The sequence below is a fragment of the Pseudomonas sp. 3A(2025) genome (assembly GCF_054589175.1).
In genome coordinates, this window is sequence record NZ_BAAILM010000113.1 from 956,082 (window position 1) to 968,985 (window position 12,904).

The window sequence follows — 12,904 nt, forward strand, 5'->3', positions numbered from 1 at the left end:
ACCTCCTGACAGGAAACAGCGCTATCCCGTCACAGGTGCGGCACAACCCCCCACCTGTGAAGCGACCGCCCGGGCAACGAACGTCAATCTCATGACGTCAATTACAAGTCGGATTATCTTGCAAAACATGTTTGCAATTCCAGTAGGAGTCCTTGCCTGTTTGCATAGACAGCAAGATTGTTGATCTGTCGCAAATAGCACGCTGAAACCGACAAAGTGTCGAGGGTAAAAATGGGCTTCAACCTGGCCCGGCGCCTGTAGAGGTGGCTTATACTCGGCCGACTTTGTAGTGGAGCTTGCTATGCCGAATGTACGACTTGCCGCCCTGACAGCCGAAATCGAAGCCAATGTGCGCCGCGCGCTGCTTGAGGATGTCGGCAGCGGCGATATCACCGCCCAGTTGATCCCCGAGGCGCGTCTGGCCAAGGCCACGATCATTTCCCGCGATGCCGCCGTGATTGCCGGCACCGCTTGGGTCGATGCAGTTTTCCGCCAGCTTGACCCGCGCGTCGCCGTGCACTGGCAGGTGGCCGATGGTGACCGGGTCAAGCCCGATCAGGCGCTGTTCCATCTTGAAGGGCCGGCCCGCTCATTGCTGACCGGCGAGCGCAGCGCGCTGAATTTTCTGCAGTTGCTGTCTGGCGTCGCCACCCGTGCGCAGTTTTTCGCCGACCTGGTGGCGGGTACGCAGGTGCGGCTGCTCGACACGCGCAAGACCCTGCCTGGCCTGCGCCTGGCGCAGAAATATGCGGTGACCTGCGGCGGCTGCGATAACCATCGCATCGGCTTGTACGACGCTTTCCTGATCAAGGAAAACCACATCGCCGCCTGCGGTGGCATTGCTCAGGCGGTGGTTGCCGCGCACCGGATCGCTCCCGGCAAGCCGGTGGAGGTCGAAGTCGAAAGCCTCGACGAACTCCAGCAGGCGCTCGATGCCGGCGCCGACATCGTCATGCTCGACGAGTTGAGCCTGGACGACATGCGCGAAGCGGTACGGCTGAACAACGGCCGGGCCAAACTGGAAGCCAGCGGCGGCATCAGCGAACAAACGCTGCGCACGATTGCCGAAACCGGTGTGGATTACATTTCCATCGGCTCGATGACCAAGGATGTGAAAGCGGTCGACCTGTCCATGCGCCTGAGTCTCTGACACGCGATGCCTGATAGCCGGGAAGGAGTAGCCAATTGCAACAATGGTTCGTAGTGAATGCCGGTAAACAGACCGGCCCGCTGGACGCGGCTGCGGCGCGCCTGATTGCCCGTGAAGCACCGGGCGCCTGGTGCTGGCGCCAAGGCATGGCCGACTGGCAGCCGATCTATCAGATCCCCGAGGTGCGGGCGGTGAAGAAAGACGGCGTGACGCCCTTTCCCGACCCCACGCCGGACATGATCCAGCCGCGCCCCGGTGCGCTGCCGCCCGGGGCTGCCCCCTCGCCTTCGCCCGCAGCCAATCCGCTGCCGCGCCCGTCATTCAGTCCCGATCCGCCGGCCTCCGGCGGTTATGGTTCGGCGGCGGCCACCGACGGGGTGGATTTCAAGCTGTTTGGCACCGAAACCCAGTTCGTCGAGCTTGAGCTGGACCGTGGCGAAAGCGCCGTGGCCGAAGCCGGGGCCATGATGTACAAGACCTGCGATGTGCAGATGGAAACCATCTTCGGCGACGGCAGCAGCCAGTCTTCGGGTCTGCTGGGGTCACTGTTCGGTGCCGGTAAACGCATGCTGACCGGCGAGAGCCTGTTCACCACGGTGTTTTCCCAACAGGGCTCGGGCAAGGGCCGCGTAGCGTTTGCCGCGCCCTACCCCGGCACCATCCTGCCACTGAACCTGCGTGATTTCGGCGGCAGGCTGATCTGTCAGAAAGACAGCTTTCTGGCCGGCGCCAAGGGCGTTTCGATCGGCATCCAGTTTCAGAAAAAGATCCTGACCGGCCTGTTCGGCGGTGAAGGCTTCGTGCTGCAAAAACTCGAAGGCGACGGCTGGGTGTTCGTGCACACCGGCGGCACGGTGCGCAAGATCGAGCTGGCGGCCGGCGAGTCGCTGGATGTCGACACCGGGTGCCTGGCGGCCATGACCCAGACGGTCGATTACGACATCCGCATGGTCGGTGGCATCAAGTCGATGCTGTTCGGCGGCGAAGGCGTGTTCTTCGCCAAGCTGACCGGCCCCGGCACTGTGTGGCTGCAAAGCCTGCCCTTCTCGCGACTGGCCGGACGCATGCTGGCGGCCCTGCCTAACGGCGGCGTAGGCCGTAGCGAGCGCTGATAAAGGCAATCAACTACAAGGAAAGACCATGCTGATTACCCAAGGACAACGCGTCCCGCTCTCGACCCTGATGACCGGCCAGGCACTGAACCTGACCATCGCCATCGACGCCCCGCACGTGATCGACTACGTGTGCTTCGGCGTGGATGCCAATGGCAAGCTGTCGGACGATCGCTACATGATCTTCTTCAACCAGCCGAGCAGCCCGTGCAACAGCCTTCAGCAAGTGCAAGGTGGAGAATTTCGCATCAACCTGGCCGGCCTGCCGGCCAGTATCGACCGCCTGGTGTTCACCGCCTCGATCGATGGCGCCGGGACCATGAACGATATCCGTGCCAGCCATTTCAGCATCAGTGAATCCTGCAGCGAAAAAGCACGCGGCGAGTTCTCCGGCGCCAGCTTTGCCGCCGAGAAAGCGATCATGGTCATCGACCTGTACCGCAAGAACGGCGAATGGCGCCTGGCGTCCAACCTGCAAGGCTACAACGCAGGCCTGGCCGCCCTGGTGGTGCACTTTGGCGGCGAGGTGGCCGACGAACTGGCGCCAGCGCCCGCTCCGGCAGCCGCGCCGTCCAGAATCTCGCTGGAAAAGAAAATCGCCGAGGCAGCACCGCAGTTGGTCAATCTGGCCAAGAAGGCCCAGATCAGCCTGGAAAAGGCCAAACTCACCGAAACCCGCGCGCGGGTCGGCCTGGTGCTGGACGCTTCCGGCTCCATGAACGGGCAATACTCCCAAGGGCACGTTCAAGAGGTGGTCAACCGGCTGCTGCCAATGGCGGTGCATTTCGACGATGACGGCGCGCTGGATTGCTGGGCCTTTGCCGCGCGCTCTGCGCAACTGACGCCGGTGACACTGAGCAACTTCCGTGACTACATCAAGACCGACCACGGCGGCTGGCGCGATTGGGAGTTGGGTTCGCGGATCAACAACGAGCCGGAAGTGATGCGCAAGGTCATCGACTTCTACAAGCGCTCGGACGACCGTACGCCGGTGTACATCCTGTTTATCAGCGACGGCGGCGTGTCGCAGAACCGCGAGATCATCAAGCTGATGACCGAGGCTGCGAAGCTGCCGATCTTCTGGCAGTTCGTCGGGCTGGGCGGGCGCGGCTACGGGATTCTGGAAAAGCTCGACGACATGGAAGGCCGGGTAGTGGATAACTGCAACTTCTTCGCCCTCGACCGGCTGGACGAGATTTCCGAAGAGAAGCTCTATGACCTGCTGATGGAAGAGTTTCCCGACTGGCTCAAGGCGGCCAAGGTGGCCGGGATTCTTTAAACCGACCGGCATAAAAAACCGCCATCGATGATGGCGGTTTTTTTTGATGCGCAATCAGCGTTTAGCCGATCGAAACACCGTGTGCTTCAGCCAGTGGCTTCAGGCCGCCGGCAAAGCCTTGGCCGATGGCCTTGAACTTGAACTCTTCGCCATGACGATACAGCTCGCCGAAGATCATCGCGGTTTCGGTCGATGCATCTTCCGACAGGTCGTAACGGGCGATTTCCTTGCCGTCGGCCTTGTTCAGGACGCGGATGTAGGCGTTGCCCACCTGACCGAAGCTTTGCTTGCGGGCTTCAGCGTCGTGGATGGTCACGGCGAACACCAGCTTCTTCACAGCAGCGTTCAGGCCGGTCAGTTTGACCTGTACGGCTTCGTCGTCGCCGTCGCCAGCGCCGGAGCGGTTGTCGCCCAGGTGCTCGACCGAACCGTCGGCAGACTTCTTGTTGTTGTAGAAAATGAAGCTGTTGTCGTCCAGCACCTTGCCGTTCTCGCCAACGATGAAGATCGAAGCGTCGAGGTCGAACTCGGTGCCGTCGGTGACACGTGGATCCCAGCCCAGACCTACAGTGATTTCGGTCAGGCCCGGGGCCTCTTTGGACAGGGAAACGTTACCGCCTTTACTCAGACTTACAGCCATTTGCGTGTTCCTTTGTTGAAGACAATAGGGGCCGAATCAGAAATTCAGACCGTAAGAATTGGCGACAGCGCGCAGACCACCGGCATAACCCTGGCCCACAGCGCGGAATTTCCACTCGCCGTTGCTGCGGTACAGCTCGGCAAACAGCATGGCCGTTTCGGTCGAAGCGTCTTCGGCCAGGTCGTAGCGCACGATTTCAGCGCCGCTTTTCTCGTTGACCACACGGATGAACGAGCCACCCACCTGACCGAAGTTCTGCTTGCGTGCATCGGCTTCGTGGATGGTGACCACGAACACGACTTTCTCGACATCGGCAGGGACGCGGGTCAGGTCGACCTTGAGCACTTCGTCGTCACCGTCGCCGGCACCGGTGCGGTTGTCACCGGTGTGCTCGACAGAGCCATCGGCGCTTTTGAGCTGGTTGTAGAAAATGAAGTCCGCGTCACTGCGAACCTTGCCGCTGGCGCCGATCAGAAAGGCGCTGGCGTCCAGGTCGAATTCCTGGCCATCGGTGGCACGCGGGTCCCAACCCAGTCCGATCAGGACGTTGGTCAGGCTCGGGTCGGTTTTGGACAGCGAAAGGTTGCCACCTTTTTGCAGAGTCAAAGCCATGATGGGTAATCTCCTTTTTCCAGTATTTATGCTTCTTTCGCCGGCTCATCGTCCTTGCCAGGGAACAGCAGGCTGGCAACGATACCGATGGCAAGCACGACCATGACCACGATCAGGCTGGTGTTGGCGCTGATGCTGTAGCCGTGGTGGAACAAGTGGTCGGTCGCATTAAGACCCAGTTTGATCGCGATGAAGAACAACAGTGCGATAACCGCTTTTTCCAGGTGAACCAGGTAGCGCTTGAGGGCTTCAAGCACGAAGTACAGGGTACGCAGGCCGAGGATGGCGAACAACATGGCCGAGTAAACGATCAGTGGCTCGCGGCTCACGGCGATGATGGCAGGCACCGAGTCGAAGGCGAACAGGACGTCGGAGATCTCGGCCACGACCACGCAGAGGAACAGTGGGGTCGCGAACAGCGTGCCCTTGGCAGCCAGGGTCATGCCGCTGTTTTCCGGCTTCTTGATTTCCTCTTCCAGCACCGAGCGGCGTACGAAGAAGTTGTGACCGTGCAGCTTGGGCCAGACCGGGAACAGCTTCTTGGCGAAGCGGTAGGCCATGTGCTGGGAGTAGTCGATCTCTTCGTCGTCGTCATCGCCGGCGCGCAGCATCATCACTGCGGTCCAGGCCACGATCAGCGCGAACACCACCTCGACCCATGGGCCCAGGGCCAGCAGGCCGGTACCGATGGCGACGAAGATGCCGCGGAACACGATGGCGCCCATGATGCCCCAGTACAGCACGCGGTGACGCAGGCCATCAGGGATCTTGAACCAGGCGAACAGGGCCATGAACACGAACAGGTTATCGACGCTGAGAACTTTCTCCAGCGCGTAACCGGTCACGAACAGAGTGGCGACTTCAGAGCCATGCTGGACATACAGGAAACCTGCGAACGCCAGCGAGATGGCCACCCAGAAGATCGACCACAAGGATGCCTGGGTCAGGGTGATCGGCTTGTTGCCCCGGTGCGAGACCAGGTCAATGATCATCGCGCCGATGGCCAGACCGATGAAGACGGCCATTGTGAGTGGAGGGAAGCCGATAGCAGTGCTGCTTTCCATTTAACTGAGTTCCTCAGGGAATAAAATTACAGGTCGAATTCGGAGGGGTTCAGACCCAGTTCCTGGCAGATGAGGCGGCATACCTGACGCTCGCTCTCGTCGAAGCTGCCGTCTGCACCGCCGATGGCGCAGCAGACACGCACCAGCAGGCGGGAAGCGTCTTCTTTTTTCTTGATCTTGCCAATGGTCTTCAGTGCTTCGGCACGGCCGATCTGCACATCGAACTCGAACTTGCTGCAGACATCATTGAAGGCGGTGATGACTTCCTTGATATCGAACGCCTTGAGTTCCTGAGAGTTCTGGATGAAGCCGGCCATTTTCTGCTTTTCGTTGGCGCTGATGTCGCCATCGGCAGCCGCGACCAGCGCGCAACCCGAAACGACCGCATCGAGGAACTCGCGGTTCTTGAACTTCGAGACTTCGGAAGCGAGCTTTTCGCGCGCCGCTGTTGCATTAGTTTTCAACCAACCCAGCATTTAAGACCCCCAAGAGGCGGCCAATGCCGCCCCGGATATTCATGATGAATGTTTATTTGGAACCGGCAGCCCAGCGCATGCCCCATCCGTAGGCCTTGTCCATGTTGCTGTGACCGTTGTGGAAGTCCACCCGGCGGCTCACCTTGACTGCACCGTTGTCGTTTTCAAGCAGCGCGATGGCACACATGCCCAGGCGCCCGCCCTCCTCGTTCAAACGCACCTCGATGGGCGGCTGGCCCGGTACGTAGATGGTGACCACGCCATCGGTCTCTTTCCAGTTGGGCGCGCCTTCATAAATGAAGGCGTAGACCAGGATGCGGCGAATCTGGCTCCAGTGCTGGCCGTTGATGTGCAGCCATTCACCTTCGCTGACGGAACCGGTGCGGTCATCGCCCATCAGCTTGATGTACGGTTCGCCATGCAGGCTGCCGAACGCATTGCCGAGTGCCTGGACCGCGCCCTTGTGACCATCCTGCAGTTCGAACAGGCAGCCTACATCAAGGTCGATTGCAGAGTTCTTGCGCATCGAAAAGAAACCGCCACCCTTGTTGTCGCTGCGACGGTTCCAGTTCAGGTTGACCCTGATCTCACCGAAACCGGCTGCGGTTTTTTCCAGGCTGATCGAGGAGCGGGTCTTGTCGAGGGTGATCTTGCTCAGGCTGACCGTCGATTTGACGGCCGGCGCCGGAGCGGGTGGCGCCGCCGGAGCAGGCGGTGGAACCGCTGCTGGAGCTGGAGCTGGAACTGGAGCTGGCGCAGGTGCCGGCTCGGGGGCCGCGACTTCAACACCGAAGTTCTTTGCCAACGGCTCCAGGCCACCGGCAAAGCCCTGGGCGACGCAGCGAAACTTCCAGGCGCCCTGGCGCAGGTAGAACTCGCCAAGGATCAGCGCGGTTTCCTGCATGCCAGACGTTGAAATAGGGGCTTCGAGGCCGCCAGTGATGGTCACCACCAGCCGCGAGACCTTGTCGAAACTGGCCTTGTTCTCGTAGATGGTCGCCGTCAGGGCGACCTTCTCGATGGCCGGGTCGAGCCGGCTGGTATCAAGGCTGAAACGCGCCTTGCCAGCCGAGCTGTCGGTCAGTTGCACGGCACCGCCGCTGACGCTTTTCTGACCGAAGAAACACATGTCCTGGTCGCCACGCACCTTGCCGGTACTGGTCAGCAGGAATGCAGAAACGTCGATGTCCGCGCCTGTCAGGGGCGAATAGTCGACATCGACCGTCAAGGATCCCGCCGCAACGGGCGCATTGGCACCTGGGACAAGTTGGGTCATGCGCGGATCGCTCCAATCGCCAGGTCGACCAGATCGTCAGCCGTGCGGCCGTTGGTGACCTGACCGACAGCGGTGAAGTCCCAGCCGCTGGCGGTACGCGACAGGTAGGACATGACCACGCCGGTGTGATGGCCTTTTTCCGACAGATCGAAACGGCCCAGCTCGTTGCGCGTGCCGAGGTCGACGATGCGGCAATAGGCGTTGGCGACTTTTTCAAAGGTCTGGCCAGTGAACGAGTTGACGGTGAACACCAGGTATTTCACGGTGCCCGGCAGGCGATCCAGATCGATGCTGATGGTTTCGTCGTCACCAGCGCCTTCACCGGTACGGTTGTCGCCGGAGTGCTGGATGGCACCGTCGCGCGATTGCAACTGACGGAACCAGACCAGGTCCAGAGGCTTCTTGTCGGCATCGAGCACGATGCAAGAGGCGTCCAGGTCGATGTCGCCGCCACCGCCAAGCAGTTTACCGAAGAAACCACTGGCTTTTTCCGGGTCCCAGCCCAGGCCCATGCTGACTTTTTTCAGGCCCGTGCCGGCGGTTTTCTCCAGCGAGATCGTCTGATTCTTTGCCAAAGTGAGTGCCATGTTTTCTCTCCCTGTATGCGGTAGTCGGATAAAAGCGTGACAGCGTTACCGCGTTGGCTCGTCAATGCCATCACGATTGTGTAACTTGGCGTTAACAGGCCCTTTGTAGCGGCCACGTCGCCATGAAGGATGAAAGTGTCGCCAGTGGGCATCCTGAGCGGCAGCGAGCAGCTCGTGATCGCCGCTGGTGTCGCCCCAGGCGCGCACGCGAAACTGGTTCAACGGACCATAAACGCCTTCAAGGCGCGCCACTTTAGAGTCGCGGCGGCAATTGCTGCCTTCGATCAGACCGGTCAGCTTGCCGTCGATGACTTCAAGAGTGGTGCCGATCAGTTGTACTTTCAAGCGGTTGGCGAAGGGCTGCAGGACGATTTCCGGCGAAGCTGAGCACAGCGTCACAATCGCGCCCTTGTCGATCTCGGCGGCCACCGATTCCAGGGCTGCCGGACGCATCAGGCGGTCCCACCAGGCCTGGCAGAAGGCTTCAGCCTTTTCCTGAACCCACTGCACCTCGACACCGCTTAGAAAAGCCTTGATCAAGCGCGCCTTGAGTTCGTCGCGACTGACCCGTCGCGCCAGAAAACCCAGGCTGGGCAGAACCATGCGTGCCATGCGCCGGGAAAAGGTCCGCTGGCCGAAGGCGAATTTGAGGAACGGTACAAAGCTGTCGTGCCGGGTCAGGGTGCCGTCGAAATCGAACACCGCCAGCAGGCGCTCCTGCACCTCAATTTCCAGATCGGGCTCTATCATTTAACTGACTGCCTCCGCGAGTCGAATGCTGGCATCCACGATCGGAGCGGATGCCGGCAGTACGCCATGCCACTTGGCGCGCTCCAGGATGTGGGTTGCCCATTTGTAGTGTGTGGCCGGCTCACACATCGCGTCGTTGTACTTGAACACCGCCGCAGCCGCAGAGTTCAATATCATCCGTGCAGAATTCATGTCATCGAGGCTGACGCGCAAGGCGTTCTGGATGACCGTGATCTGCGATGGATGAATGGCGGTCTTGCCGACCAGGCCATGCGAGATGTCCAGCGCCAGCTCCTGATCGAGAATTTCCGGCGTGGCCAGTTGCTCGAACACCGGCGCGGTGAGGGCAAAACCCTGCGACCCCATGACCCCGGCGAGCATGGGAATCACATAGCCCATGGGCGTGGAATACAGAGTCATGGCCGGGTTGCGGCGCAAGCCCAGACAGCCCATCAGGTCGTTGCCACCGATGCGCAAGGCAATGATGCGCTGATCCAGATTGGCTTTGAGTGCCTGGCCCAGCTCGACCATGGTCACCGGGTTGAATACCTCGGGAGTTTCCAGGGTCGGCATCAAGGCCAGGGCCTGGTTGGTCACCGCCTGCTCCCACTGGCGGATATTGCTCAGCGACAGCTTGGGCACCACAAAACCATCGACATGTTTCATCAGCGGCCAGTCGTTGAGCACGGCCGCCATGTGGGCATCGCGCGGGCGCACGAACAACAGCGGGCCGCCTTCGGGACGACCGCCATAGGCGTCGATGCGCAGCAGCACGTCGCGCAGGTTGTCCAGTGCGGTGTCGACATCGATGGGGGCCACGGCATCTTCGAGGCACACCACCAGCGAGCGCAGCTCGGGGATTCTTTGCGCGACCACCACTTCAAGAATGTCATCCCGGGTGGCCGGCATGTACAAGGTGGCCCCCAGGGCGTAAGGCGAGAATAGTGCCATCAGCTGAGGCTCCGAATGATGGTTGCCGCCCGATAGGGGCCAAGAGCGGCGCCGGCCTGTTCGACGGGGACGCCCGCCTGTTCGGTCAGATGCAGTAGCAATTGCACGTCTGCGTCGCGAAGGTCACGCACCAGCACGTGGTCCGGCACCCGGCGCATCACCGCCCGGGTCGCTTCGGCGATGCCGGGCTTGATGCGGTTCGGGTTATTCACTTCAAAGCGCTCGGCCAGTCCGTCGATGGCCTGGCCCGCTGCCGCTTGCAGTTCAAGGCGTTGGGCCACTGTCCAGGGTTCGACCGCAGCGACATCGCCCAGTTGCCGGCGCACACCGTCGACCTGCTCGATAAACGACCGGGTCACATCGAAAGGCTGCAAATGATCGTAAACCACACACCCGTGCAGGCCGCCGCCGGCCGGCCAGATCGAGCGCGAGACCAGACCGGACACGGTCGCGCCGAGAATACCGGACGGAATCACCCAGTCTTCGGCCGACGCCGCCAGCCACGCCCGACCACAGGGATCGGCGAGCACGACCAAACGTGGTTGCTCGGGAAAACGCGCATCACCGGCCAGGCTGCGGCTGATTTCACCACTGATTGCGCCCTTGCCGGTCCAGCCATCGACGAACACGATGGCCTGCGTACCGTGAGCCCGAATGATTGCATCGAGCGCCGTTTTGTCGATGCCCCGGTCGCGGATGATGCTGATACCGTAGTGATGCACTTCACGACCCAGATCGCGTAACGCCCGGCGCAACAGCACGCCCAACGGCAGGCCGGCGCGCACGAACGACACCAGAACAATCTCGGGGCCGGTGTAAATACGATTCAGCGCCTTGGCCAGCGCCAGCACATCGCTCGCCATGCGCTCGCCGTTCTGTGCCAGCGCACGCTCGAACAGGTCCTGATGCACCGGGCCGGGCGCTTTTTCCTGGCTGATCATTTCCGAGTAGTGCTTCTGTCGGGTCTGAATCAGGCGTTCCTTTTCTTCAACATCGGTCACTTCGATGTCGACGCTGCGCAACAGAAAATGCACGTCGTCCTGGCAATAACTGCCGCTGCCGACCGTGTCCAGGCCCTGCACAGGGCTACTCACCGGCGTGCTCCTGTACCAGCCGCGCCAACTGGCTACGTGCTGGCGTCGCCCACCAGTGGCAATCGTTCATGAAGCCGAGATCGGTAATACTGTCGCCAAAGCCCAGCACCGGACGCTCGCCATTCACGGCACGGTCGCGGCGCAGCAACTCCTGCACGGCGTGGCGCTTGGCCAGGCCATGGGGCAGGAAGGCCAGGTTATTGCCGTTGCCATGAATGTGCAGGCCTTCGAGCAAGCCGCGTGCCTGCACCTCGGCCAGCACCCGGTCGAGCACGCTGTCGTCGTTTTCGTTGTGTTTGGTCACCACGTAGTGGAACAGCCGGGCTTCTTCGACCACCCAGCCGCGCAACGAAATGCCCAGTTCCTGACCGATGGCCAGGGTCGCGGCACTCAGCTCGTGCAACCGCGCCTGGTAAGGCGCCAGGGTGTCCTGCATCTGTGCGTGCCAGTCCTGATCGAGCCGACCCGCCGCATCGAGCATCACCCCGCCATGGGAGCAGATGGCCCCGGCGCTGAACGGCAGCTTCACGCGGCTGTAGGCCTCGACACTACGTGCGGTGACCGGCACCACATCGGCATTGGCCAGCATCCAGTTGACGAACGAGCGCTGCACATTGGTCATGTAGCCGTTGGGATTACCGGTGATGTCCACGGTCGCCACATGCTTTTCGATATCGGCTGCGGTCTTGCGCGCGGTCTGGAACAGGGTGTCGTCCAGATCGACGAGGATCAGCGGGCGTTCGTTACTCATCACAGATAACCTCGGCGTTCAGCGCAGCGATCAGCTCGGCCGATACGGCCTGTGCCGGAGTTTCGGTACAGATCAGCACCCGGTCGAACTGACCGGGTTGCACGTTGTACAGGAAGTTGGGAATGCCCAGCCCGTAATTGTCGCCAAACGACAAGGCATGGCCGATGGCATGCCCCAGCGCAATCGGTGAACGGCTGGTGGAGCTGAAATGCACATCGGCGCCGGCCCGCTCCAGGCGTTCGGCGAGCAAAAAGGGCCGCCAGACGAATTCGCTGGTACCCACCACCAATACCCGCTCGCCCGGCGCCACGTGCAGGTTCGGCGCCAGCGTGTCGGCAACCGAGTACACGCCCAGACGACCCCAGTCGTTGGCAGCAGTCAACGGCCAGTCGCCAGCCGAGACGGTGCCGACTTCGGGCATGTCCGGCAGCGGCGCGCTGACGTCTTCGGCGAAATGGTAAGCGCCCTGTAACAGCGACACCTGATCGGTGGTCACCTCCATGGCGCGGCTGACTGCGCCTGCCGACCAGTCGGTGAGTACGCAGGTGACCACGCGCTCGATGTTGTTCAGGCCGGCATCGACCAGCGCGCGGTGCAGGTTGATGAAGGTCTTGCCGGTCGAGGCCTCGTCGTCGACCAGCACCAGCGAACGGGCGGCCAGCATCGACTCGCGCAGTTGCGCATCGACCGGCAGGTGGATCAGGTGCGCGCTGGCATGGCTGTGTTCTTCTTCGAAGCGGGCGAACAGTTCAGTGCCGGTCGGATGCCGGGTGCTGACCAGATACAGCGCATCGGACCGGGTCTGGCTGTAGGCACGGTGCACGCCGGCACCGAGGCCGACGGCGGTCTCGGCCATGCCGATGACCAGCACCGGGCCCGGCAGGTCGGCGGGAATCCTGTCGGCCAGGTCCTGAAAACTCTGGCGCATGACGCTGGGGCGAACCGGGATATGCCGACCCAGAACCCTGGATACGAACAGAAAAGCGCGTTTTGGATTGCGTCGTTCGGCAAAGCCGAACAGTGCGTCCGGAGCGATGGTCGAGGCCTGGACGGTTACGTCGAGGCGTCCGCGAAGCAGCTCGGCATGCAGCGAAGTCGATTGGGTGAGCGCCTGGCGGCTGTCCATCGTTTGATTCCTGATTGGTAAGGCTGGGTGGCTCGC

General features: G+C 61.5%; 14 protein-coding genes. 3 read left to right on the top strand and 11 right to left on the bottom strand.

What is annotated here, in order from left to right; genetic code table 11:
- Positions 1–301 precede the first annotated feature (301 nt).
- From nadC to ACYP2A_RS31060, 3 genes are read left to right on the top strand one after another with little or no spacing between them, the layout of a single operon-like run.
- Positions 302–1,150, top strand: a complete 849-nt coding sequence (nadC, locus tag ACYP2A_RS31050; protein ID WP_459749735.1) for a carboxylating nicotinate-nucleotide diphosphorylase — start codon at positions 302–304, stop codon at positions 1,148–1,150.
- Positions 1,151–1,185: 35 nt separating this feature from the next.
- Complete coding sequence (locus tag ACYP2A_RS31055) at positions 1,186–2,262, top strand: TIGR00266 family protein (protein WP_459749736.1); 1,077 nt, start codon at positions 1,186–1,188, stop codon at positions 2,260–2,262.
- 28 nt (positions 2,263–2,290) lie between these two features.
- The gene (locus tag ACYP2A_RS31060) at positions 2,291–3,541 is read left to right on the top strand and encodes a VWA domain-containing protein (protein ID WP_459749737.1); all 1,251 of its coding nucleotides are present in this window, start codon (positions 2,291–2,293) and stop codon (positions 3,539–3,541) included.
- A 61-nt stretch (positions 3,542–3,602) separates the two neighbouring features.
- Here ACYP2A_RS31060 and ACYP2A_RS31065 read toward each other — a convergent pair whose 3' ends face one another.
- From ACYP2A_RS31065 to ACYP2A_RS31115, 11 genes are read right to left on the bottom strand one after another with little or no spacing between them, the layout of a single operon-like run.
- Positions 3,603–4,181: a TerD family protein gene (locus tag ACYP2A_RS31065; protein ID WP_459749738.1), complete on the bottom strand. Its 579-nt coding sequence runs from the start codon at positions 4,179–4,181 to the stop codon at positions 3,603–3,605.
- 36 nt (positions 4,182–4,217) lie between these two features.
- On the bottom strand, positions 4,218–4,793 hold the full coding sequence (locus ACYP2A_RS31070; protein ID WP_459749739.1) for a TerD family protein: 576 nt from the start codon (positions 4,791–4,793) through the stop codon (positions 4,218–4,220).
- Between the two features lie 26 nt (positions 4,794–4,819).
- On the bottom strand, positions 4,820–5,857 hold the full coding sequence (locus ACYP2A_RS31075; protein ID WP_459749740.1) for a TerC/Alx family metal homeostasis membrane protein: 1,038 nt from the start codon (positions 5,855–5,857) through the stop codon (positions 4,820–4,822).
- A gap of 26 nt (positions 5,858–5,883) precedes the next feature.
- Positions 5,884–6,333, bottom strand: a complete 450-nt coding sequence (locus tag ACYP2A_RS31080) for a tellurite resistance TerB family protein (RefSeq protein WP_459749741.1) — start codon at positions 6,331–6,333, stop codon at positions 5,884–5,886.
- A gap of 52 nt (positions 6,334–6,385) precedes the next feature.
- Entirely contained in the window at positions 6,386–7,609 is a 1,224-nt protein-coding gene (locus ACYP2A_RS31085) for a TerD family protein (protein ID WP_459749742.1), read from the bottom strand.
- Positions 7,606–8,196 carry a TerD family protein gene (locus ACYP2A_RS31090; RefSeq protein WP_459749743.1) on the bottom strand — a complete coding sequence of 197 codons (591 nt, stop codon included), beginning with the start codon at positions 8,194–8,196 and terminating at the stop codon, positions 7,606–7,608. Before ACYP2A_RS31090 ends, ACYP2A_RS31085 begins: the two co-directional genes overlap by 4 nt.
- A gap of 45 nt (positions 8,197–8,241) precedes the next feature.
- On the bottom strand, positions 8,242–8,946 hold the full coding sequence (locus ACYP2A_RS31095; RefSeq protein ID WP_459749744.1) for an HAD-IB family hydrolase: 705 nt from the start codon (positions 8,944–8,946) through the stop codon (positions 8,242–8,244).
- Positions 8,947–9,897 carry an HpcH/HpaI aldolase/citrate lyase family protein gene (locus tag ACYP2A_RS31100; protein ID WP_459749745.1) on the bottom strand — a complete coding sequence of 317 codons (951 nt, stop codon included), beginning with the start codon at positions 9,895–9,897 and terminating at the stop codon, positions 8,947–8,949. It lies immediately after the preceding gene.
- The gene (locus tag ACYP2A_RS31105) at positions 9,897–10,991 is read right to left on the bottom strand and encodes a cysteine protease StiP domain-containing protein (protein ID WP_459749746.1); all 1,095 of its coding nucleotides are present in this window, start codon (positions 10,989–10,991) and stop codon (positions 9,897–9,899) included. The genes ACYP2A_RS31100 and ACYP2A_RS31105 overlap by 1 nt, the downstream gene beginning before the upstream one ends.
- On the bottom strand, positions 10,984–11,742 hold the full coding sequence (locus ACYP2A_RS31110; RefSeq protein WP_459749747.1) for an HAD family hydrolase: 759 nt from the start codon (positions 11,740–11,742) through the stop codon (positions 10,984–10,986). The genes ACYP2A_RS31105 and ACYP2A_RS31110 overlap by 8 nt, the downstream gene beginning before the upstream one ends.
- A complete protein-coding gene (locus ACYP2A_RS31115) occupies positions 11,735–12,868 on the bottom strand; it encodes a phosphoribosyltransferase domain-containing protein (protein ID WP_459749748.1) in 1,134 nt (377 codons plus the stop codon). The genes ACYP2A_RS31110 and ACYP2A_RS31115 overlap by 8 nt, the downstream gene beginning before the upstream one ends.
- Positions 12,869–12,904 lie beyond the last annotated feature (36 nt).